This is a genomic window from Noviherbaspirillum sp. UKPF54, assembly GCF_007874125.1.
GTDB lineage: Bacteria > Pseudomonadota > Gammaproteobacteria > Burkholderiales > Burkholderiaceae_D > Noviherbaspirillum.
Genome location: NZ_CP040128.1, coordinates 4,266,274 through 4,289,414, shown reverse-complemented (window position 1 = coordinate 4,289,414; position 23,141 = coordinate 4,266,274). Strand labels below are relative to the sequence as shown.

General features: G+C 63.4%; 22 protein-coding genes. 2 read left to right on the top strand and 20 right to left on the bottom strand.

What is annotated here, in order from left to right; genetic code table 11:
- Positions 1-7: 7 nt before the first annotated feature.
- The 20 genes from FAY22_RS19785 to FAY22_RS19690 form a co-directional block, all read right to left on the bottom strand.
- Entirely contained in the window at positions 8-916 is a 909-nt protein-coding gene (locus FAY22_RS19785; RefSeq protein WP_146332387.1) for a hydroxymethylglutaryl-CoA lyase, read from the bottom strand.
- A 1-nt stretch (position 917) separates the two neighbouring features.
- Positions 918-1,850: a glyoxylate/hydroxypyruvate reductase A gene (locus FAY22_RS19780; RefSeq protein ID WP_146332386.1), complete on the bottom strand. Its 933-nt coding sequence runs from the start codon at positions 1,848-1,850 to the stop codon at positions 918-920.
- 20 nt (positions 1,851-1,870) lie between these two features.
- A complete protein-coding gene (locus FAY22_RS19775; RefSeq protein ID WP_146332384.1) occupies positions 1,871-3,886 on the bottom strand; it encodes an acetyl/propionyl/methylcrotonyl-CoA carboxylase subunit alpha in 2,016 nt (671 codons plus the stop codon).
- 96 nt (positions 3,887-3,982) lie between these two features.
- On the bottom strand, positions 3,983-5,014 hold the full coding sequence (bioB, locus tag FAY22_RS19770; RefSeq protein WP_146332382.1) for a biotin synthase BioB: 1,032 nt from the start codon (positions 5,012-5,014) through the stop codon (positions 3,983-3,985).
- A 27-nt stretch (positions 5,015-5,041) separates the two neighbouring features.
- Positions 5,042-5,764: a dethiobiotin synthase gene (gene bioD / locus FAY22_RS19765; RefSeq protein ID WP_146332380.1), complete on the bottom strand. Its 723-nt coding sequence runs from the start codon at positions 5,762-5,764 to the stop codon at positions 5,042-5,044.
- Between the two features lie 4 nt (positions 5,765-5,768).
- On the bottom strand, positions 5,769-6,947 hold the full coding sequence (gene bioF / locus FAY22_RS19760; protein ID WP_146332378.1) for an 8-amino-7-oxononanoate synthase: 1,179 nt from the start codon (positions 6,945-6,947) through the stop codon (positions 5,769-5,771).
- A 2-nt stretch (positions 6,948-6,949) separates the two neighbouring features.
- Positions 6,950-8,290: an adenosylmethionine--8-amino-7-oxononanoate transaminase gene (bioA, locus tag FAY22_RS19755; RefSeq protein ID WP_146332375.1), complete on the bottom strand. Its 1,341-nt coding sequence runs from the start codon at positions 8,288-8,290 to the stop codon at positions 6,950-6,952.
- Positions 8,291-8,337: 47 nt separating this feature from the next.
- Complete coding sequence (locus FAY22_RS19750) at positions 8,338-9,126, bottom strand: enoyl-CoA hydratase/isomerase family protein (RefSeq protein ID WP_146332373.1); 789 nt, start codon at positions 9,124-9,126, stop codon at positions 8,338-8,340.
- A gap of 10 nt (positions 9,127-9,136) precedes the next feature.
- Positions 9,137-10,744: a carboxyl transferase domain-containing protein gene (locus FAY22_RS19745; RefSeq protein ID WP_146332371.1), complete on the bottom strand. Its 1,608-nt coding sequence runs from the start codon at positions 10,742-10,744 to the stop codon at positions 9,137-9,139.
- A gap of 28 nt (positions 10,745-10,772) precedes the next feature.
- Positions 10,773-12,467: an AMP-binding protein gene (locus FAY22_RS19740; RefSeq protein WP_146332369.1), complete on the bottom strand. Its 1,695-nt coding sequence runs from the start codon at positions 12,465-12,467 to the stop codon at positions 10,773-10,775.
- 14 nt (positions 12,468-12,481) lie between these two features.
- Positions 12,482-12,880, bottom strand: coding sequence for a YchJ family protein (locus tag FAY22_RS19735; RefSeq protein WP_146332367.1), 399 nt, complete (start codon positions 12,878-12,880; stop codon positions 12,482-12,484).
- Positions 12,877-13,527, bottom strand: coding sequence for an HAD family phosphatase (locus FAY22_RS19730; RefSeq protein ID WP_146332365.1), 651 nt, complete (start codon positions 13,525-13,527; stop codon positions 12,877-12,879). The genes FAY22_RS19735 and FAY22_RS19730 overlap by 4 nt, the downstream gene beginning before the upstream one ends.
- Complete coding sequence (locus tag FAY22_RS19725; protein WP_146332363.1) at positions 13,527-13,928, bottom strand: rhodanese-like domain-containing protein; 402 nt, start codon at positions 13,926-13,928, stop codon at positions 13,527-13,529. Before FAY22_RS19725 ends, FAY22_RS19730 begins: the two co-directional genes overlap by 1 nt.
- Positions 13,929-13,941: 13 nt before the next feature.
- The gene (locus tag FAY22_RS19720; protein ID WP_146332361.1) at positions 13,942-14,547 is read right to left on the bottom strand and encodes a 2-hydroxychromene-2-carboxylate isomerase; all 606 of its coding nucleotides are present in this window, start codon (positions 14,545-14,547) and stop codon (positions 13,942-13,944) included.
- A gap of 16 nt (positions 14,548-14,563) precedes the next feature.
- On the bottom strand, positions 14,564-15,694 hold the full coding sequence (locus FAY22_RS19715; RefSeq protein WP_146332359.1) for an acyl-CoA dehydrogenase family protein: 1,131 nt from the start codon (positions 15,692-15,694) through the stop codon (positions 14,564-14,566).
- Positions 15,695-15,713: 19 nt separating this feature from the next.
- Positions 15,714-16,382 carry an SDR family oxidoreductase gene (locus tag FAY22_RS19710; protein WP_146332357.1) on the bottom strand — a complete coding sequence of 223 codons (669 nt, stop codon included), beginning with the start codon at positions 16,380-16,382 and terminating at the stop codon, positions 15,714-15,716.
- 82 nt (positions 16,383-16,464) lie between these two features.
- Positions 16,465-17,646 carry an acetyl-CoA C-acetyltransferase gene (locus FAY22_RS19705; protein ID WP_146332355.1) on the bottom strand — a complete coding sequence of 394 codons (1,182 nt, stop codon included), beginning with the start codon at positions 17,644-17,646 and terminating at the stop codon, positions 16,465-16,467.
- Between the two features lie 22 nt (positions 17,647-17,668).
- Entirely contained in the window at positions 17,669-19,462 is a 1,794-nt protein-coding gene (aceK, locus tag FAY22_RS19700) for a bifunctional isocitrate dehydrogenase kinase/phosphatase (RefSeq protein WP_146332353.1), read from the bottom strand.
- Positions 19,463-19,599: 137 nt separating this feature from the next.
- Positions 19,600-20,784 (bottom strand): isovaleryl-CoA dehydrogenase, encoded by a 1,185-nt coding sequence (locus FAY22_RS19695; protein ID WP_146332351.1) that lies wholly within the window; start codon positions 20,782-20,784, stop codon positions 19,600-19,602.
- 99 nt (positions 20,785-20,883) lie between these two features.
- Positions 20,884-21,333, bottom strand: a complete 450-nt coding sequence (locus FAY22_RS19690) for a MerR family DNA-binding transcriptional regulator (RefSeq protein WP_146332349.1) — start codon at positions 21,331-21,333, stop codon at positions 20,884-20,886.
- A 143-nt stretch (positions 21,334-21,476) separates the two neighbouring features.
- On the opposite strand from FAY22_RS19690, the gene FAY22_RS19685 reads away from it, so the two are divergent.
- Entirely contained in the window at positions 21,477-22,544 is a 1,068-nt protein-coding gene (locus tag FAY22_RS19685) for an MBL fold metallo-hydrolase (RefSeq protein WP_146332347.1), read from the top strand.
- 10 nt (positions 22,545-22,554) lie between these two features.
- The gene (locus FAY22_RS19680) at positions 22,555-22,875 is read left to right on the top strand and encodes an antibiotic biosynthesis monooxygenase (protein WP_146332346.1); all 321 of its coding nucleotides are present in this window, start codon (positions 22,555-22,557) and stop codon (positions 22,873-22,875) included.
- The last annotated feature ends 266 nt before the right edge of the window (positions 22,876-23,141 follow it).

Sequence of the window (23,141 nt, the reverse complement as noted above, 5' to 3'; positions counted from 1 at the left end):
CCTTCCGTCAGCCGTTGCGCTTGGCGGCGATCGCATTGCCGGCGCGGCTGGCCGCCTTGCGGCCGAGGTGGCGCGAGATGAACTGGCCGGCATCGACCACGGCGTCCAGGTCGATGCCGGTGGAGATGCCGAGGCCGTTCATCATGTACAGCACGTCTTCGGTCGACACGTTTCCGGTCGCGCCTTTGGCGTACGGACAGCCGCCCAGACCGGCCACCGACGAGTGGAAGATCGCGATGCCGACTTCCATGCTGGCATAGATGTTGGCCAGCGCCTGGCCGTAAGTGTCGTGGAAATGCCCGGACAGGCGCGCGATCGGGAATTCCCTGGCCGCGCGCTCCATCACCGCCTGCACCTTTTTCGGCGTGCCCACGCCGATGGTGTCGGCGATGTCGATCTCGTCGCAGCCGAGTTCGCGCAGGCGCCGCACCACGTCGGCCACGCTGTCGGCGCTTACTTCGCCCTGGTAGGGGCAGCCGAACGCGCAGCTGATGCTGCCGCGCAGGCGCACATTGTTTTGCTTGGCGGCTTGCGCGACGTCGCGGAAGCGTTCGATCGATTCAGCGATCGAGCAGTTGATGTTCTTTTGCGAAAATGCCTCCGACGCGGCGCCAAAGATCACCACTTCGTCGGCCTTCGCTTCCAGCGCCGCCTCGAAGCCCTTCATGTTCGGCGTGAGCACCGAATACACCACGCCTGGCTTGCGTGCGATGCGCGCCATCACCTCCGAGGAAGTTGCCATCTGCGGCACCCATTTCGGCGACACGAAGGACGCTGCCTCGATATTGGAAAAACCTGCCGCGGTCAGCCGATCGACCAGTTCGATCTTGATCTCAGCGGGGATGGTTTCCTTTTCATTCTGCAGGCCGTCGCGCGGCCCGACTTCGACGATTTTGACTTGGGAAGGCAGGGTCATATCAATATCCTTTCATGCGGTCCACGATACCGGCGACCGTTTCGCCGCGTTGCATCGCCCGGATTTTCGCGGCGATCTGAATCACACTTTCCTCGAGCAGGGTCAATGCCGCGACATGCGGCGTGATCGTGATGCGAGGCTCTTGCCAGAACGGATGGCCCGCCGGAAGCGGTTCAGCCTGGAAGACGTCGAGCGTCGCGCCGGCGACATGCCCTTCGTGCAGCAACGCGAGCAAGTCCTCTTCGACAAGATGCGCGCCGCGCGCGATGTTGATGACGTAAGCGCCGCCGCGCAGTTTCTCCATGTTCGCGCGGTTCAGGATGCCTGCGGTTTCCGATGTCAGCGGCAATACGCACACGAGCACGCGCGAGCCGCGCAGGAAAGCGTCCAGTTCGGACTCGCCAGCGTGGCAGCTGACACCCGGAAGTTCTTTCCTGCCGCGGCTCCAGCCGAGCAGCGGAAAACCGAACGGGGCGAGCGCCTGCGCGATGCTTGTGCCGAGCACGCCGAGCCCCAAGATGCCGACCGGGAAATCACTTTTCCGAAACGGCTGCAATTCCCGGTTCCAGCGGCCGGCCCGCGCCTGCGCATCCAGTTCATCGAAGCGGCGGTAGTGGCGCAGCACCGCATGAGTGACGTATTCGGCCATCTGGATCGCCATGCCGGCGTCGTCCAGACGCACGATCGGCACGCCGGCCGGCAAGACATCGCCCAGTTGCAGGATCGCGTCGACTCCCGCGCCCAGATTGAAGATTCCTTTCAAATCATGGCGCGCTTGCAGCATCGCGGCGGGCGGTTTCCATACAATCGCGTAATCCGCCGGATCGTTGTCGCCCTCCCGCCACACACGCACGCTTGCCTCGGGCAACGCGGACGCCAGCGCCGACGTCCACGCAGCCGAATCGTCGGCCGGAGAATGGAACAGGATACGCATCGCGTGCAATCCCGTCAGGCTCAGGCGGCTTTGAACGCCAGCAGTTGCGCACCTTCCGCGACCTGGTCGCCGATCGCGTACAGCAGCTCTTCCACGATGCCGCTGGCGGGCGCGGCGATCGTGTGCTCCATCTTCATCGCTTCCATGATCAGCAAGGGCGCGCCTTTTTCGACTTCCTTGCCCTTCTCGACCAGCAGCGCGACGATCTTGCCGGGCATCGGGGCAGTCAGGCGGCCGCCTTCGGCTTCGGCCTCGCCCGCATGCGCGAGCGGGTCGTTGTAGTTCAGCGCGACATGCGCGCCGCCGCTAAAGACGTGGAAGGCATCGGCGTCGCGCACCACGGTGCCGCGCACGGTAGCGCCGTTCAGCTTGATCACGAGATGCTGTCCATTGCGCTCGACCAGCGTCATCACCGCCGATTCGTCACCGAGGCGAACCGTCCAGCCGGTCTCGCGATAGCCGACCGCCAGCGGATAGGCCGTCGAATCGTCGGCGAAATCGAGCTGACGTGCCAGCGTGGAATTCATGCGCCAGCCGCTCGTATTGGCCCAAGGATCGTTGGCTGCCGCGCCCGTGCTCTGCTCCGAGGTCAACAGCGATGCGGCTGCCAGCGCCAGCGTCGGCAGCGCCGCCGGTTGCGCCGGCGGGAACAGTTCTTCCTGGTGCCGCTCGATCAGGCCGGTGTCCAAATTGGCCTGCGAGAACGGCGTGCTCTCGACCAGGCGCTTGAGGAAAGCGACATTGGTGGCAAGGCCGACGATCTGGTATTCCGACAAGGCTTGCGCCATGTGCGCCAGCGCCTCGTCGCGGTCGTTACCCCAGACGATCAGCTTGGCGATCATCGGATCGTAGAACGGAGAAATCGCGTCGCCTTCGCGCACGCCGGAGTCGATGCGCATCGCGGCGGGAGCACCCACCGCCGCGCCGCCGCCCACCTCGAAGGTCACCGCGTGCGGCGTGTGCATGTGGCGCAGCGTGCCGATCGACGGCAAAAAGCCCTTCTCGGGGTTTTCCGCGTAAATGCGCGCTTCGAGCGCGTGGCCGCGAATCGTCAGCTCGTGCTGCTGTTTCGGCAACGCCTCGCCGGCCGCCACGCGCAGCTGCCACTCGACCAAGTCGAGCCCGGTGATCATCTCGGTGACCGGATGTTCGACCTGCAGGCGCGTGTTCATCTCCATGAAATAGAACGAACCGTCCTGGTTGGCGATGAATTCGACCGTGCCGGCGCCGACATAGCCGACCGCCTTGGCCGCGGCCACCGCGGCCTCGCCCATCGCGCGGCGGCGTTCTTCCGTCATGCCGGGCGCGGGCGCTTCCTCCAGCACCTTCTGGTGGCGGCGCTGCACCGAGCAGTCGCGCTCGAACAGGTAGACGCAGTCGCCGCGGCCGTCGGCGAACACCTGGATCTCGATATGGCGCGGGCGCGTCAGGTATTTCTCCACCAGCACCTTGTCGTCGCCGAAGCTGTTGATCGCTTCGCGCTTGCACGACTCCAGCGCCGCCTTGAACTGCGCGCTCTTCTCGACGATGCGCATGCCCTTGCCGCCGCCGCCGGCGGATGCCTTGAGCAGTACCGGATAACCGATCCGGTCGGCCTGCTCGTGCAGGAAATCCGCATCCTGATTATCGCCGTGATAACCGGGCACCAGCGGCACGCCGGCCTTTTCCATCAATGCCTTCGCGGCCGACTTGGAACCCATCGCGCGAATCGCCGACGCCGGCGGGCCGATGAAGACCAGTCCCGCCTTGGCGCAGGCTTCGGCGAAATCCTCGTTCTCCGACAAGAAGCCGTAGCCGGGATGGATCGCCTGGGCGCCGGTCGCCAGCGCGACCTCGATGATCTTGTCGGCGCGCAGATAGCTTTCTTTCGCCGGCGCCGGTCCGATCAGCACGGCTTCGTCGCATACGGCAACATGCTTGGCGTTGGCATCCGCTTCCGAATACACCGCGACGCTTTTGACGCCGAGGCGGTGTGCGGTGGCGGCAACGCGGCAAGCGATCTCGCCGCGGTTGGCAATCAGGATCTTGGTGAACACACTATCTCCTTTGGGTGGCAGTTTTGTTCTGTCCGGCGCCGGTGCGCCGGAGTCTGGTCTTCCCCGCGCGGGCGCGCAAGGAAAAATGCGTTTGCTTTAATTGTTCGCGGCCAGCTTGGCGTCGATCTTCGTGTGCTTGACACGCATGCCTAGCTTTTCCAGCAAGGCCATGTCCGCTTCCGCATCCGGGTTCCCGGTGGTCAGCAGCTTGTCGCCGTAGAAAATCGAGTTTGCGCCGGCGGTAAAGCACAGCGCCTGGATGGCTTCGCCCAGCTCGCGCCGTCCCGCCGACAGGCGCACGCGCGCCTTCGGCATGGTGATGCGCGCCACGGCGATGGTGCGCACGAATTCGAGCGGGTCGAGCGGGTCGAGGCCGTGCAGCGGCGTGCCGGCCACCTGCACCAGGTGGTTGATCGGCACCGATTCCGGATAGGGGTCGAGGTTCGCCACCTGCGCGATCAGGCCGGCGCGCTGGCGGCGCGACTCGCCCATGCCGACGATGCCGCCGCAGCAAACCTTGATGCCGGCGTTGCGCACCTTCTCCAGCGTGTCGAGACGGCTGTCGTAATTGCGGGTGGTGATGATGTCGTTGTAGAACTCGGGCGCGGTGTCGAGGTTGTGGTTGTAGTAGTCGAGGCCGGCGGCCTTCAGGCGCTCGGCCTGGCCGTCTTCCAGCATGCCGAGCGTGACGCAGGCTTCGAGGCCGAGATCCTTCACGCCGCGCACCATCGCTTCCACATGGTCGAGGTCGCGGTCCTTCGGTCCGCGCCACGCGGCACCCATGCAGAAGCGCGTCGCGCCGTGCGCCTTGGCCGCGCGCGCCGCCTCCAGCACGTTTTCCAGTTCCATCAGTTTTTGCGCCTGCACGCCGGTGTCGTAGCGCGCGGCCTGCGGACAGTAGCCGCAGTCTTCCGGGCAGCCGCCGGTCTTGATCGACAGCAGCGTGGCCAGCTCGACTTCCTGCGGGTCGAAATTCTCGCGGTGCACCTGCTGCGCGCGGAACAGCAGATCGTTGAACGGCAGTTCGAACAGTTCCAGCACCTTGTCGACCGGCCAGAGCTGCGCGGCGGCGGCCCGGAGTTCAGCGGGAGTGGGAAGGGAATGGAACGTAATCGGTTGCGACGACATAAACAGCTTCCTTAGAGTCAAGGTCAATCAGGGTGAAAGGGGACGCGCCGGCCGGCTCTTAGGCCAGCCCGGCAAACTTGAGAAATCGAGGTGCGCCGCCGCGGCATTCGGCAGCGCCGCCGGCAGGCGCGGCACGCAGCCCAGCATCGGCGCGGACAGGCGCGAGGTCAATGCATTGATGTTGTCCATGCCGTAAAGCATGCCGAGATCGACCACGTTGGCAACCCAGCCGGCCAGCGTTAAGCCACGCGCGGCGATCGCCTCCGCGGTCAGCAAGGCGTGGTTCAGGCAGCCGAGGCGCAGACCGACCACCATGATCACAGGAAGCCCGAGCAGCCGGGCCAGATCGGCGGTGTCGAAGGTATCCGACAGCGGTACGCGAAAGCCGCCCACGCCTTCCACCACGACCGCATCGGCCGCGTCCGCCACCTGGTCGTAGCAGGCGCGGATATGCGATGCATCGATCGTCACGCCTTCCTGCTGCGCTGCGATGTGGGGCGCGGTCGCCTCGCGCAGCAGGTAGGGCGTGGTCAGCTGCGGCGGCAGAGTGACATTGGCGGCGGAAGCCAGGCGATCCGCGTCTTCGTTGCGCCAGACGCCATCGCGCAATTCCGCGCCGGCGGCGACCGGCTTCATGCCGGCCGCTCGCAATCCCTGCTGCGTCAGCGCGTACAGCAATGCGCTGGAAATCAGCGTCTTGCCGATTTCGGTGTCGGTGCCGGTGACAAAGTAGGCAATGTTCGCGCTCATGGCTTCACTCCTGTTCCAGTGCATTGAACGCGTCGGCCAGCAGCTTCACGTCCTGCGCGCTGTGCGCGGCCGACAGCGTGATGCGCAACCGCGCCGTATTGGCCGGCACGGTCGGCGGGCGGATCGCCGGCACCCACAGGCCCTGCTCATGCAGCCTGGCCGCTGCCCGCAATGCCTCGTCATTGGCGCCGATGATGACCGGCTGGATCGCCGTTTGCGACGGGAAAAGCTGCCAGCGGCTGAATTGCAGCGAGTCTTTTAGCTGTGCGATCAATGCCTGCAGATGGGCGCGCCGCTGCGCGCCTTCTTCGCCGTCGATGATGTCGAGCGCGGCCAGCAACGCGTGCGCCAGCGCGGGCGCCGCCGCCGTGGTGTAGATGTAGGGGCGCGCACGCTGCACCAGCCATTCAATCACGGTGTCATGCGCGGCGACGAAAGCGCCGCCGACACCGGCGGCCTTGCCCAGCGTACCCATGTAGACCAGATGGGGCGAGCGCATCGCGAAATGCTCCAGCGCGCCGCGTCCGTGTTCGCCCAGCACACCGAAACCGTGCGCGTCGTCGATCACCAGCCAGGCGCCGTACTGCTCGCACAATTGCAGCAGGCGCGGCAGCGGCGCGAGATCGCCGTCCATGCTGAACACGCTGTCGGTCACCACCACCTTGGTGGCGGCCGTGCTGGCCTGGAGCAGGCGCTCCAGCGCTTCGGTGTCGCCGTGCGGGTAGACGTGCAGGTTGGCGCGGGAGAGCCTGGCGCCGTCGATCAGCGATGCGTGGTTGAGCGCTTCGGAAAACAGGTCGGCGTCGCGTCCGGCCAGCGTCGACAGAATTGCCAGGTTCGCCATGAATCCGGTGCAGAAATACAGCGCGCGCGCCGATTCCAGGTGCGGCGACATGAATTCCGCCAGCCGTTCCTCCAGCTGCGCGTGCGCGCGAGAGTGGCCGCTGATTAAGTGCGATGCGCCGCTGCCGGCGCCATACAGCGCCGCGCCTTCCTGCAGCGCGGCGACCAGGCGCGGGTGCGCAGCCAGGCCAAGATAGTCGTTGCTGCAAAACGCCAGCATGGCGCGCCCGTCGACTGTGACGTGCGGCGCGCAGGGCGTGTCGGCGATGCGGCGGCGGCGGCGCAGGCTGCGCTCGTCCAGCTGTTTCAGTTCGCGTTCGAGTGCGGTGAGCAGTTCCATCGTCATGCTCCGATCACTTGTTCGAACACGGCGCCGGTGCGCTTGGCCAGTCCATCGATTTCTTCCTCGTCCAGGATGTACGGCGGCATCAGGTACACGGTGCGGCCAATCGGGCGCAACAACAGCTCGCGCTTCAAGCCTTCGGTAAAGAAACGGCGCGAGAAGGTCGCGGCCTGCGCGGCATCGTCGACCACCGCATCGAACGCCCAGATCATGCCGCGCTGGCGGAAGTTGCGCACCTTTTCATGCATGGCAAGCGGAGCCAACGCGGCGGTGATGCGCGCCGCGCGTTCACGGTTTTTGGCAAGCACGTCGTCTTCATCGAAGATCGCCAGCGTCGCGAGCGCGGCGCGGCATGCGAGCGGGTTACCGGTGTAGGAATGCGAGTGCAGAAAGCCACGCGTTACGTCCGCGTCGTAGAACGCCTGGTAGATCGTATCGCGCGTCATCACCAGCGACAGCGGCAGGTAGCCGCCGCTGATGCCCTTCGACAGGCACACGAAATCGGGCCAGACGCCTGCCTGTTCGCAGGCGAAGAAGGTGCCGGTGCGGCCGCAGCCGACCGCGATTTCATCAGCGATCAGGTGTACCCGATAGCGGTCGCACAGGCTGCGCACTTCACGCAGGTAAACCGGATCGTACATCGCCATGCCGGCCGCACACTGCACCAGCGGCTCGACGATCACTGCCGCGATGTGATCCGCGCGCTGCTGCAACAGGACCTCCAGTTCCCGGGCCGCGCGGCGCGCCACGTCGGCCGCCGATTCGCCTTCTTGCGCATGGCGCGCGTCGGGCGTGGCGACCACATGCGATTGCTGCAGCAGCGGGCCGTAGGCATCGCGAAACAGCTGCACGTCGGTCACCGACAAAGCGCCGACCGTCTCGCCGTGATAACTGCCTTTCAGGCAAACGAATTCGCGTTTTTCACTTTTTCCGCCGTTGCGCCAGAAGTGAAAGCTCATCTTCAGCGCGATCTCGGTGGCGGATGCACCGTCCGACGCGTAAAAGCAGTGGCCGAGCACGTGATCGGTGCGCGCGGAGAGCTGCTCCGACAGCGCGATCACCGGCTCGTGCGTGAAGCCGGCCAGCATCGCATGCTCGAGCTTGTCGAGCTGGTCCTTCAACGCGGCATTGATGCGCGGGTTCGCGTGGCCGAACAGATTGACCCACCACGAGCTGATCGCATCCAGGTAGCGATTGCCGTCGGCATCGTACAACCATGCGCCGCGGCCATGGCTGACCGGCACCAGCGGCACCGTTTCATGGTGCTGCATCTGGGTGCACGGATGCCACACGCTCTTCAGGCTGCGTGCGATCCAGGTGGATTGTTGGCTTGACTTCAAATACAGCTCCGAAATGGTAATCCCGTCCCGGCGGAACGAGTTGCGCTTTACTGGTTCAACCAGGCCGGCTTGCGCTTTTCAAGGAAGGAGCGCACGCCTTCCTTTCCCTCGTCCGAACTGCGGATATCCGCGATGCGCTGCGCGGTGTCGGCGATCAGCGCGTCGGAAAGCGGCATGCCGGCCACGTCGTGCACCAGGCGCTTGGCTTCCTTCACCGCATGCGGACTGTTCGATACCAGCGCTTTGATGATCTCGTCGCAGGCCGCATCGAGCCGGTCGGAACTCACCGCTTCATGCACGAATCCGATCCGGTGCGCATCCGACGCGGAAAACCGCTCTGCGGTCAGGAAATACCGGCGGGAGGCGCTTTCGCCCATGGCCCTGATCACGTAAGGCGAGATTGTCGCAGGAATGAGGCCCAGTTTGACTTCGGACAGGCAAAAATTTGCATTCTCTACAGCAACAGCGATGTCGCAGGCGGCGACCAATCCCATGCCGCCCGCATAGCAATCGCCTTGCACTTTTGCCAATGTCGGCTTCGGGCAGGTGTAGATGGCGCGCAGCATTTCCGCCAGTTGCGCCGCATCCGCCCGGTTTTCTTCGTGCGTGTAGCCGGCCATTTTCTTCATCCAGTTCAGGTCTGCGCCCGCGCAGAAGGCCGGGCCGCGCGCGGCCAGCACGATGGCGCGAATGCTGCCATCCGCTCCCAGTTCCCGGAACGCCTGCATGAGTTCGGCGATCGCCGTTTCATTGAATGCGTTGCGCACGTCGGGCCGATTCAGCGTTACCGTCGCCACGTACCCCTGCCTGCCGATCTCGATCGTCTGCCAGTTCATATTCTCTCCATCACATCCGGAACACGCCGAACTTCGTTTCCGGAATCGGCCCATTCAGCGCTGCGGAAAGCCCCAGTCCCAACACCATGCGCGTGTCGGCCGGATCGATCACGCCGTCATCCCACAGCCGCGCGGTCGCGTAATACGGATGGCCCTGGTGCTCGTACTGCGCGCGGATCGGCGCCTTGAACGCTTCCTCCTCTTCGGCGCTCCAGCTGCCCCCCTTGGCCTCGATGCCGTCGCGCTTGACAGTCGCCAGCACGCTCGCTGCCTGCTCGCCGCCCATCACCGAGATGCGCGCGTTCGGCCACATCCACAACATGCGCGGCGAAAAGCCGCGGCCGCACATGCCGTAGTTGCCGGCACCGAAGCTGCCGCCGATGATGACGGTGAATTTCGGCACCGCCGCAGTCGACACGGCCGTGACCATCTTCGCGCCGTTGCGCGCGATGCCCTCATTCTCGTACTTGCGGCCGACCATGAAGCCGGTGATGTTTTGCAGGAATACCAGCGGGATCTTGCGCTGGCAGCACAGTTCGATGAAGTGCGTGCCTTTCAGCGCCGATTCCGAGAACAGGATGCCGTTGTTGGCGATGATCCCGACCGGCATGCCGAAGATGTGCGCGAAGCCGCACACCAGGGTCGTACCGTAGCGCGCCTTGAATTCGTCGAATTCGCTGCCGTCGACGATGCGCGCGATCACTTCGCGCACATCGAACGGTTTGCGCGTATCGGTCGGGATCACGCCGTACAGCTCGCGCACGTCGTATTTCGGCTCGACCGGTTCGCGCAGCACCAGTTGCTGCGGCTTCTTGCGGTTCAGGTTGGACACGATAGTGCGCGCCAGCGCCAGCGCGTGCATGTCGTTTTGCGCCAGATGGTCGACCACGCCGGACAATCTCGTGTGCACATCGCCGCCGCCCAGGTCTTCGGCGCTGACCACCTCGCCGGTGGCCGCCTTCACGAGCGGCGGACCGCCCAGGAAGATCGTGCCCTGTTCCTTGACGATGATCGATTCGTCGCTCATGGCCGGCACATAGGCGCCGCCGGCGGTGCACGAACCCATCACCACTGCGATCTGCGGAATGCCTTTGGCGGACAGGTTGGCCTGGTTGTAGAAGATACGGCCGAAGTGGTCGCGGTCGGGGAACACGTCATCCTGGTTCGGCAGGTTGGCGCCGCCGGAGTCGACCAGGTAAATGCACGGCAGGTTGTTCTGGTCGGCGATTTCCTGCGCGCGCAGGTGCTTTTTCACAGTGATCGGATAATAAGTCCCGCCCTTGACGGTGGCGTCGTTACACACGATCACGCATTCCTGGCCCGCCACCCGCCCGATGCCGGTGATGATGCCGGCGCCCGGCGCGGCGTTGTGGTACATGTCGTACGCCGCCATCTGCGAGAATTCCAGGAACGGCGTGCCCGGATCGAGCAGCATCTGGACGCGGTCGCGCGGCAGCAGCTTGCCGCGCGCGGTGTGCTTCTTGCGCGCGTCCTCGCCGCCGCCCAGCATGATTTTCTCGACTTTTTCCTTGAGGTCGTCGACCACGCGTTGCATCGCTTCGGCGTTTCCCTTGAATTCCTCGCTGCGCGGATTCAGTTTGCTTTCAATTTGCGGCATTTCACCTTCCCTTGTTTTCTATCTCTGTTCAAGCCGTCTTCTCTTCGGAGAGATGCAGCTCTTGTTTCATCAGGTCGCGGATCCGGAATTTCTGCACCTTGCCGGTGATGGTCATCGGGAAGGCGTCGACGAAGCGGATGTAGCGCGGAATCTTGTAATGCGCGATCTGCCCCTTGCAGTAGTCGCGCAACGCCTCGGCATCGAGCTGCGCATCCGGGCGCAGGATGATCCATGCGCACAATTCCTCGCCATATTTCTTGTCCGGCACGCCGACCACCTGCACGTCGCGCACTGCCGGATGGCGGTACAGGAATTCCTCGATCTCGCGCGGATAAATGTTCTCGCCGCCCCGGATCACCATGTCCTTGATGCGGCCTGCGATGTTCACATAGCCTTCGTCATCCATCACCGCCAGGTCGCCGGTATGCATCCAGCCTTCGGCATCGATCGCCTCGGCCGTCTTTTCCGGATCGCTCCAGTAGCCGTGCATGACCGAATAACCGCGCGTGCACAGCTCGCCGGAAGTGCCGACCGGCACCGTCTTGCCCGAGTCCGGATCGACGATTTTGACTTCCAGGTGCGGCTGCGTCTTGCCCACTGTCGACACGCGCTTTTCCAGCGGCGTGTCGGTCGTGCTCTGGCAGCTCACCGGGCTGGTTTCGGTCATGCCGTAGGCGATCGTCACTTCGCCCATGTGCATGTCGGACACCACGCGCTTCATCACCTCGATCGGGCAGGGAGAGCCGGCCATGATGCCGGTGCGTAGCGTCGACAGGTCGAAGTCCTTGAAGCGCGGATGATCGAGTTCGGCGATGAACATGGTCGGCACGCCGTGCAGTCCGGTGCAGCGCTCGTCCTGCACCGCCTGCAGCACGGCCAGCGGGTCGAAGGCGTCGTTCGGATAGACGATGGTCGCGCCGTGCGTCAGGCAGGCGAGATTGCCGAGCACCATGCCGAAGCAATGGTACAGCGGCACCGGAATGCACAACCGGTCGGCCGGCGTCAACTTCATCGCCTCGCCGATGAAATAGCCGTTGTTGAGCACATTGCGATGCGTGAGCGTCGCGCCCTTCGGAAAGCCGGTGGTGCCGCTGGTGAACTGGATATTGATCGGGTCGGTATTCTTCAGCGTCGCGCCGATCTGCGTGATGCGCACATCGTCGGCGCTGCCGCCTGCCATCAGGTCGGCAAAGCGCAGCATGCCGGGCACATTGTCGTCTCCCAGCTGAATCACGGTCGTCAGCTCCGGCACGCGCGCCGCCTGCAGTTTTCCCGGCTCATATTGGGAAATCTCGGGCGCGACCGAGCGGATCATTTCCAGGTAATCGCTGGTCTTGAAGGTCGTCATCGTGATCAGCGCCTTGCAGCCGACCTTGTTCAAGGCATATTCCAGTTCCGCGATGCGGTAGGCCGGATTGATATTGACCAGCACGATGCCGACCTTGGCGGTGGCGATCTGCGTCAGTAGCCATTGCGCGTTGTTGTGCGACCAGATGCCGACCCGGTCGCCGGGCACGATGCCCAGGCCGAGCAGCGCGCTGGCCAGCCGGTTGGCTTCGCGCTGCAATTCACGATAGCGATAGCGCAACTGCTGGTGGCACGACACCAGCGCCTCGTTATCCGGAAAACGGCCAACCATCGCATCGAAGAAATCGCCAATCGTCTGTTCAATCAACGGCGCATCCTGACTGCCTTGGTCATAGCTTATAACCAACCGTACCATCGCACTTTCTCCAGTTATTTTGTTATTGGAAAACTGCCATCTACATAAAACCAACGTCCATCTTCACGTACAAAGTTACTGATCTCGTGCAGGCGGTGCGCGCGTCCTCCCACCTTGTAGCGGGCCACGAATTCCACGGTTGCCTTGTCGCCGGCCGGCACATGCCTGCGCACCTCCAGACCCAGCCATTTTCCGCCGTCGTTCTCGACTACCGGCTCGACGGGGCGCGTGCTCGGATGCCAGGTCGACTTCAGGTATGCCTCGTTCCTCGCCACGTAGGCGCTGTAGCGCGAGCGCATCAGCTCATCGGCGGTCTGCGGCGCGATGCCCTCTTCGATGAAGCGCCCGCAGCACGCCGCATAGCTCCTGCCGCTGCCGCACGGGCACGGCATGGCCTGCGCCTTGGCGGTCATGCCACCAACTCCGCCAGCTGCGCCATGTCATCAAACACCTCGGCCGCGCCGGCGTCGCGCAGCAGCTGCGGATCCATGCGTTCCGCATAGCCGAACACGGTCATGCCGGCGGCAAGGCCAGCGGCAATGCCGGTCGGCGTGTCCTCGATCACTGCGCAGCGCGCCGGGTCCGCGCCCATCGTCCGCGCTGCCAGCAGGTAGACGTCCGGTGCAGGCTTGGTGCGCGGCACTTCCATACCGCTGAATAACCGTCCTTCAAAAAACGGCAGCAAACCGGTGCGACCCAGGGTCAAACGCATCTTGGCGCGGTCTGCGCCGGAAGCCACGCAAAACGGCGTATTGCGCACCGCCAGTTGCTCGATCGCGCCGTGCACGCCACGCACGGCCGTGATGCTCGTCTCGAGGCCGCGGTTGCGCCGCTCGATGAACTGCTCGTAAAAATCCGGCGGCAACGGCTTGCCGATACGCGCTTCAATATTCGGCATCTCGTCGCGCACGTGCTTGCCGACGAAGGCGCGGATCGTTTTCTCCACCGACATTTCCCATCCCAGCTCGGTCAGCATGTCGGCCAGTACGCCGCAGGTAATCGGCTCGCTGTCGACCAGCACGCCATCGCAATCGAATGCAATCAACTCAAAACGAGACATCAGACTTTCTTCACTTTCTCTGCCACCGGCGCCCCGGCCTTCTTCCACGCGCCGAAGCCGCCTTCGATATGCGCGACGTTTTCCATCCCCATGTCCTGCACCGTCTTGGTGGTCAGCGCGCTGCGCCAGCCGGCCGCGCAAAAGAAGATGAATTCCTTGTTTTCCCCGAACACCGGCTTGAAATAGGGAGACTCCGGATCGACCCAGAACTCGATCATCCCGCGCGGCGCCGGATATGCACCGGGGATGATGCCTTCGCGCTCCAGCTCGCGCACGTCGCGCACGTCGACGAACTGCACGTTGGGATCGTCGAGCTTGGCGCGCGCCTGCTCCACGGTGTAGGTCTTCACTTGCGCCATCGCTTCGTCGACCAGCGCCTTGTAACCTTTTTTCATCGGCATCGCTGTCTCCCTGTCAGATTTTTCCATTCTTCAGATACGCCTCCACCTGATCGAAGCGGTCAAAGCCCCAGAACGGCTCGTCGTCGACGATCACGAAGGGCGAACCGAACACGCCGCGCGCGACCGCCGCCTCGATGTCGACTCGCAGGCGCTCCTTGATATCCGCGCCGTTGGCGCCGTCGACCAACGCTCCGGCGTCGATGCCGATGGCTGACGCGAGCGGGCCGATCACGTCGGGGTCGATGATCTTCTTGCCGTCGGCAAAGTACGCGCGATAGACCGCTTTTGCGAATTCCACCGCCTTGGCTTCGCCCTGGCTTTGCTCAATCCACAGCATTGCGCGCGCCGCCAGTTGCGTCGGCAGCGGAAACAGTTCCGGCCGGGCATAGGGAATGTCGTGAAAGCGCGCGGTGCGCTCGAAATCGCGGAATGCGTAGTCCCCTTTCAGCGGCACTGCCGGCAGCGGCGCGCCGCCGGTGGTCTTGAAGATCACGCCGAGTAAAAGCGGATGCCATTTCACCGCGCGACCGTAACGCTCGGCGAGCTGATCGATGCGGGTCGACGCGAAATAACCGTAGGGCGAAGAAAAATCGAAATAGAAGTCGATCGGCTTACTCATGATTCCCTCTCGATAATCAGGCCAGCGCGCGGCCGATCAGGATTTTCTGAATGTCGCTGGTGCCCTCGTAGATCTGGCACACCCGCACGTCGCGGTAAATCCGCTCCACCGGGAAGTCGCTGACATAGCCGTAGCCGCCATGGATCTGGATCGCATCGGAGCAGACGCGCTCGGCCATTTCGCTGGCAAACAGTTTCGCCATCGCCGCTTCCTTGAGACACGGCTTGCCGGCGTCCTTCAGGCTGGCCGCATGCCAGATCAGCTGGCGCGCCGCCTCGATCTGGGTTGCCATCTCCGACAGCTTGAACTGCACCGCCTGGTGCTCGAACAACGGTTTACCGAAGCTGGTGCGCTCCTTCGCATATGCCAGCGCCGCCTCGAACGCGGCGCGCGCCATGCCGACCGACTGCGAGGCGATGCCGATGCGCCCGCCTTCCAGGCCCGACAGGGCGATCTTGTAGCCCTGCCCTTCCTCGCCGATCAGATTCTGCGCCGGGATGCGGCAATCCTCGAACAGGATCTGCGCGGTGTCCGACGAGTGCTGGCCCATCTTTTCTTCCAGCCGGGCGACCACGTAGCCGGGCGTATTGGTCGGCACCCAGAACGCGCTGATGCCCTTCTTGCCGGCGGCCTTGTCGGTGACCGCCATGACGATGGCAACATCGGCATGCTTGCCGCTGGTGATGAACTGCTTCACGCCGTTGAGCACGTAATGGTCGCCGTCACGCGTGGCCGTCGTGCGCAGCGCGGAGGCGTCGCTGCCCACGTGCGGCTCGGTCAGGCAGAATGCGCCGAGCATTGCGCCTGCCGCCAGCGGCTTCAACCATTGCTCCTTCTGCGCCTCGTTCGCATACATCATTGCGATGCTGCATACCGGGCAGTTGTTGACCGAGATGACGGTCGAGGTGCCGCCATCGCCGGCTGCGATTTCTTCCAGTACCAGCGCCAGCGACACATAGTCCAGGCCGGCGCCGCCCAGTTCTTCGGGAACGGCCACGCCGAATGCGCCGAGCTGCGCCAAGCCCTTCAGTTCGTCCTTCGGAAAGTGGTGTTCCTTGTCCCAGCGCGCGGCATGCGGCGCGAGCCGCTCCTGCGCAAAGGCGCGCAGTGCGTCCCGGATCATTTCATGCTGTTCGGATAAAACCATGTCTCCCCCGTTATTTTTATCACCACGCCCGTTCGCGGTCGGCGCGGTTGCGGAACGTGCCGCTATCGCTCTTGTCCAGCCCCTGTAGCACCTGCAGCAATCCCGAAACGCTTTCTTCGACGGTGGTCGGCGCATTCTCGCCGCCCATGTCGGTGCGCACCCAGCCGGGGTCGAGGGCAACGAAGGTGGCCTGCGGATAATCGAGCGACGCGCTTTTCATCACCATGTTCAGGGCCGCCTTCGACGCCCGGTACACCCAGCCGTAACTCGATTCGACCTCGCCGATGCTGGCCATGCCGCTCGACAGGAAGCCGAACCTGCCCTGCGCGGCCTCGACCATGGGCGCCACCAGCGGGATGGCCTGCATCGCGCCCAGCACGTTGGTATGCATGACGCGGTCGAATTCCTCGGCCGTCGGAGAGACGGTCGCGCCGTCGCGCGAACCGAACACGCCTGCCACATAGACGGCCAGGTCCAGCTTTTCGCCGTCGAGCTGCCAGCCCAGCCCTGCCAGCGATTCCGGCCTGGTGACGTCGAGCTTGAGCGCTTCGGCGCCGAGCGTGCGCAATTCCGCCAGCGCCTCGTCGCTGCGCGCGGTGGCGAACACCTTCCAGTTGCCGGCTCTCAGCTGGCGTACGAATTCATGGCCGATGCCGCGCGAGGCGCCGATGATGAGTGCGGTAGGCATGATGGACCTCGTCAGTACTGATTAACATGCGTTCGGAAAAAACCGCTCCCTTTCCCCCGTGGGAAAGGGAGCTACCGCCAGATCACACCAGCTCGATCGCCATGGCCGTGCCTTCGCCGCCGCCGATGCACAGCGACGCCACGCCCAGCCGGCCGCCGGTCTTCTTCAGCGCGCCGATCAGAGATACGATGATGCGTGCGCCGGATGCGCCGATCGGATGCCCGAGCGCGCAAGCGCCGCCGTGGATGTTGATCTTCTCGTGCGCAATGCCGTGATCGCGCATCGCCGCCATCGGCACCACCGCGAATGCCTCGTTGATCTCGAACAGGTCGATATCCTTGGTGGTGAGGCCGAGCTTCTTGTACAGCTTGTCGATTGCGCCGACCGGCGCGGTCGTGAACCAGTTGGGCTCCTGCGAATGCGTCGCATGTCCCAGCACGCGCGCAATCGGCGTGCAGCCGAGCTTTTTCGCGGTCGATTCGCGCATCAGCACCAGCGCCGCCGCGCCGTCGTTGATCGACGACGACGATGCGGCGGTGATCGTGCCGTCCTTCTTGAACGCCGGTTTCAGGGTCGGAATCTTGTCCAGCCTGGCTTTCAACGGTCCCTCGTCCTTGTCGATAACCACGTCGCCGCCCTTGCCGGCCACGGTCACCGGCGCGATTTCCCACTTGAAGGATCCGTCATTAGTCGCGGCCTGCGCGCGCTTGACCGATTCGATCGCAAACGCATCCTGCGCCTCGCGGCTGAACTGGTATTTCGCCGCGCATTCCTCGCCGAAGGTGCCCATCGAGCGGCCCTTTTCATACGCGTCTTCCAGGCCGTCCAGCATCATGTGGTCATACATCATCGCGTGGCCGATGCGATAGCCGCCGCGCGCCTTCGGGATCAGGTAGGGCGCATTGGTCATCGATTCCATGCCGCCCGCCACCACCACCTCATTGCTGCCGGCCAGCAGCGAGTCGTAGCCGATCATGGCCGCCTTCATGGCCGAGCCGCACATCTTCGACAGCGTGACCGCGCCGGCCGATAGCGGCATGCCGGCCTTGATCGCGGCCTGGCGCGCCGGTGCCTGGCCCTGCCCCGCCATCAGACAATTGCCGAACAAGACTTCGTTCACGTATTGCGGCTCCAACCCCGCTCGCTCGACGGCCGCGCGGATCGCAACCGCGCCCAGATCATTGGCCGACAGCGCCGAAAAATCGCCTTGGAAAGCGCCCATCGGGGTGCGGGCGGCGCCAACAATAACAATCGGATCGTTCATCGAAGTTCTCCAATAAGTAAGCTCAGGCAGCCTGCGCCGCGGGAGCCACAGGTTTGTAACTGAAGCGCAATTCCTGCGGATACGGGAACACGTCTTCGACATGGCCGTCCAGCAGGCGCTGCTTCGCGTTTTGCCAGTACTGCGGGGTGAGCAGATCGGCATGGTGCTTCATGAAATATTTCCTGACTTCCGGATTGCCGAGCAAGAAAGTGCCAAACTGTTCCGGGAACACGTCGTTCTTTGCCACCGGATACCATGGCTCGCTCGCCATCTCGTCTTCCTCGTTGCGCGGCGCGGGGATCGTGCGGAAGTTGCAGTCGGTGATGTATTCGATCTCGTCGTAGTCGTAAAACACCACGCGCCCGTGCTTGGTCACGCCGAAATTCTTGTACAGCATGTCGCCCGGGAAGATGTTCACGCCGACCAGGTCCTTGATCGCATTGCCGTATTCGACCACGCCGCGCTCGACGGCGGCATGGTCGCCGCGCTTTTCCGCCTCGGTCAGCCAGATGTTGAGCGGCACCATGCGCCGCTCGATGTACAGGTGCTTGATGATGATTTCGTTGCCGTCCTCCTCGACGATCGAGGGCGCGACTTCCTTCAGCTCGGCCAGCAGGTCGTCGGAAAAGCGGGAGCGCGGGAAGGCGACGTTCGAATACTCAAGCGTGTCGGCCATGCGCCCCACGCGGTCGTGCTGTTTCACCAGCAGGTATTTTTCCTTGACCTGCGCGCGCGAGGTTTCCTTGGGTGGAGGGAAATGATCCTTGATCACCTTGAACACATACGGGAAGGACGGCAGCGCGAATACCACCATCACCAGGCCGCGGATGCCGGGCGCGACTTCGAAGCAGTCCGACGAATGATGCAAGTGGTGCAGGTAGTCGCGGTAGAACGCGGCCTTGCCCTGCTTTTGCAAGCCGAGGATGGTATAGATCTCGCTCCTCGGCTTGTACGGCATCAGGGTGCGCAAAAACTGCACATAGGCCGACGGCACTTCCATGTCAACCATGAAATAGGCGCGGGTAAACGAGAACAGCACCGTGATCAGGGTCGGGTCGAACAGCACGGTGTCGAGGATCAGCTCGCGCTTGCGGTTATAGAGGATCGGCACCACGAACGGATAGATGCGGTTGCCGTTGATGCCCTTGCCGACGATGTACGCGCCCTTGTTGCGATAAAACAGGGAAGACAGCACCTGGATCTGGTGGTTCGGCTCCAAGAGGTCGCTGCCGAACATGGCGCGCATGCGCGTTTCCACGAAGGCGACATCGCGGTCGAGGTCGGCGAACCTCGGCGACAGCTGGAAATTGGTGATGATGCGCTTCAACGTATAGCGCAGCCCGTCGGTGGCCGGATAATACACGCGGTAGGTCGGCTGCCCGTCTTCCGGTTCGATATATTCGGTCGCCACCGCCGGCCGCACGAAGATGAAATCGTTGTGAAAATAGGTGCGGTGCAGGATATTGCAGCACACCGAATTGAAAAAGGTTTCGGCCAGCTCCGGCTGCTTGTGGTTGATCAGCAAGCCGATGTAGTGCAGCTTCACCTCGCGCCACACCTCGTCGCCGATTTCCTCCGGGTCGTATTCGTCTTCCAGCATCTGCACGCACTCCTGCACCCGCGCATCGTAGTAGGCGATGCGATCGCGCGCCTTGACCTGCGCGGTCTTCCAGTCGCAGGTTTCGAAATAACGCTTGGCATCCTGGCTTTCGGCACGAAACAGGCGGTAATGCTTGTCGAAGCCGTCCAGGATGGTGCGCGCGATGTCGAATGCGATCTGCGAGGACAGGAGTTTGGGAAATGCGGTGTGCGGCATGGGTGCGTGCTCGGTTTGTTTTCCAAACCTCCAGTGTAGCGAATTACCTGCGGCTGCTGCGCATGACGCAAGACCGGCGCCTTGCCTTTGCCGCAACGCACCGCATAGGCGGCGCGGGCGGCAGGGGATGCACGTTCCTAGCGGGTCTCGGCGAACAGCTCGCGGCCGATCAGCATGCGCCGGATTTCACTGGTGCCGGCACCGATCTCGTAGAGCTTGGCATCGCGCCACAGGCGGCCGGTCGGGTTTTCGTTGATGTAGCCATTGCCTCCCAGCGTCTGGATCGCTTCGCCCGCCATCCAGGTCGCCTTTTCCGCAGAATACAGGATGGCGCCGGCGGCATCCTTGCGCAGCGCGCGCACTTGCTCCGGCGTCTTCGCCCGATCACAAGCCTGGCCGACGGCGTAGACGTAGGCCTTGCACGCCATCATGGTCGAATACATGTCGGCGATCTTGCCCTGCATGAGCTGGAATTCGCCGATCGGCTGGCCGAACTGCTTGCGCTCGTGGATGTATGGCACCACGACATCCATGCAGGCATCCATGATTCCCAGCGGTCCGCCGGACAGCACCGTGCGCTCGAAGTCGAGACCGGACATCAGCACATTGACGCCCTTGCCCAGGCCGCCCAGCACGTTTTCGGCCGGCACTTCGCAGTCCTGGAACACCAGTTCACCGGTGTGCGAGCCGCGCATGCCGAGCTTGTCGAGCTTTTGCGCGACCGAAAAACCCTTGAAGTTCTTTTCGACCAGGAAGGCGGTCATGCCGCGCGGACCCGCTTCGAGATCGTTCTTGGCGTATACCACCAGCACGTCCGCATCCGGCCCGTTGGTGATCCACATCTTGCTGCCATTCAAGACCCAGCGGTCGCCCTTGAAGTCGGCGCGCAGCTTCATGCTGACCACGTCGGAGCCGGCGTTCGGTTCCGACATTGCCAGCGCACCAACGTATTCGCCGGAAATCAGCTTGGGCAGGTATTTCTGTTTCTGCTCTTCGGTGCCGTTGCGCTTGATCTGGTTGACGCACAGGTTGGAATGCGCGCCGTACGACAGGCCGACCGAGGCCGAGGCGCGCGAAATTTCCTCCATCGCGACGATGTGCGCGAGGTAACCCATGTCGGTGCCGCCGTACTCCTCGCCGACGGTCACGCCGAGCAAGCCGAGTTCGCCCATCTTGCGCCACAAATCCATCGGGAACTGGTCGCTGCGGTCGATTTCACCCGCGCGCGGTGCGATTTCGGATTGTGCGAATTGCTGCACGGTGGCGCGCAGCGCCGCGATATCTTCGCCGTGATCAAAGGTCAAGCCGGGCAAATGGAGCATGTCATCCTCGTGTTGTTGGAAGTTGGGCAAATAATACTTCTAATTTACGTTTACGTAAACGTAAAGTAAATCAGCTAACGATGCACATCAAACTGCCGCTCAGGCCGCATCTTCCAGCTTGCGCGAGCCGGTCCTTTTCCCGGAAGAGGCTGCTTCGTCCTTTTCCGCCTGATCGGCGGCCAGCAGCCGCCTGCATTCCTCTTCGTGCGCGGCGATCTCGTCGAGCGTGACTTCCAGGTCTTCGCGCTGGCGCTCCAGGGTTTCGCGGTGCTGGGCCAGCACCGCCAAAAAGCGCTTCAGCTGCGCCTCGGTATCCTTGGGCGACTCATACATGTCGACCAGTTCCTTGATTTCCGACAGGCTCAGGCCGAGCCGCTTGCCGCGCAGGGTGAGTTTCAGGCGCGTGCGTTCGCTTGCGCTGTAGACCCGGGTGCGCCCGCCCGCGCCCTCGCGCGCCGGACTCAGCAAGCCCTGGTCTTCATAGAAGCGGATCGCGCGCGGCGTGATGGCGAATTCGCGCGCCAGTTCGGTAATGGTGTAGGTCGGCATGGGTCGGCCAGCAGTAATTGGGGTTTGTGTTTAGAATCGGGGAATCCGATTGCAGTTTACGTTAACGTAAAGCGATACGGTATTGTAGCCTGCTGCCGCGGCATATGGACATGCAGGATTTGCAACGATTTTTAGAGAATTGAATGAATCCGCTGGAATCCCAACTGCATTACCCCTTCGGCGACCAGCTGCCCGCACCGGGGGCGCTGCGCGAGATTGCGCCCGGCGTGCACTGGCTGCGCATGGGCCTGCCGTTCGCGCTCGACCATATCAACCTGTGGCTGATCGCCGACGAATTCGACGACGGCAGCGGCCCGCAGCCGGGATGGACGGTGGTCGACTGCGGTATCGCCAACGACGCCACGCGCGCGGCCTGGGAATCGGTCTTCGCCGAGGGCTTGGCCGGACGCCCGATCGTGCGCGTGATCGCCACCCACTGCCACCCGGACCACGTCGGCCTGAGCGACTGGCTGTGCAGCCGATGGAATGCGCCGCTGTGGATGACCACCGGGGAATACGGCTTTGCGCGCATGATGTCGGCCTCGCTGCCGGGCGTGGACGGCACTGCGATGCTGCCGCACTTCCAGCGCCACGGCGTGACCGATCCGGAACTGATCGAGAAGCTGCAGGGCCGCAAGAGCTATTACCCGACGCTGGTGCCGGCCGTGCCCGCGTCCTACCACCGCATGCAGGATGGGCAAGTATTTCGCATCGGCCGCCACGACTGGCGCGTCATCACCGGTTTCGGCCACGCACCGGAACACGCCTCGCTGTATTGTGCTGACCTGAACATGCTGATTTCCGGCGACATGGTGCTGCCGCGCATTTCGACCAATGTGTCGGTGTTCGCGGTCGAACCGGAAGCTAACCCGGTGCAGCTCTACCTTGATTCGCTGAAAAAGTACGCTGACCTGCCAGCCGACACGCTGGTACTGCCATCGCACGGGAAACCGTTCTCCGGATTGCATACCCGCATCGGGCAACTGGTCGCGCATCATGACGAACGGTTGGCGGAAGTGATCGACGCATGCGCCTCACCCAGGTCGGCGGCGGACATCGTGCCGATCATGTTCCGCCGCGCGCTCGATGCGCACCAGCTCACCTTTGCCATGGGCGAGGCGCTGGCGCACCTGCACAAGCTGTGGTTCGATGGCGTATTGCGCCGCGAAACAGGCACGGACGGTATCATTCGATTCCGTACCCGCCGCTAAGGAGCCGTCCATGCCTGCCGATATGCCCAAGCCCCCCTATTACGCCGTGATCTTCACTTCGCTGCGCACCGATGGCGACAACGGCTATGCCGATACCGCACGCCGCATGGTCGAGCTGGCGGCACAGCAGCCGGGCTTTCTCGGCATCGAATCGGTGCGCGACGGCATCGGCATTACCGTGTCGTACTGGGAATCGCCGGAAGCGATCCGGGCATGGAAAGCGAACGCCGAACATCAATTGGCGCAAGAGCGCGGGCGCGGCGACTGGTACAGCGCCTACCGGATCAGAATCGCCCGCGTGGAACGCGATTACGGCTTCGGCGAAATGTAATTTCTCCTAGCGCAAATTCAGGCTGACGATACAGCTGTTCTACATTGGCGGCCGCGGCGTCTTCTCCCCCTGCCTGCAGCTGCCGTCGGAGAGGGCAGCGTTTCCGGCCTCTATCCTAGAGTATTGCTTCGGATTTACGCCGCCTTTCCCCTTGTCCGCCCATCGTCGCGCTCTACAATTGATCAATATTGATGCGACGATGCCGATATGTGTTACCTTTACTTAACACATTTGGTCACAAGAAGTTCCAGCCAACGAGAGACTGA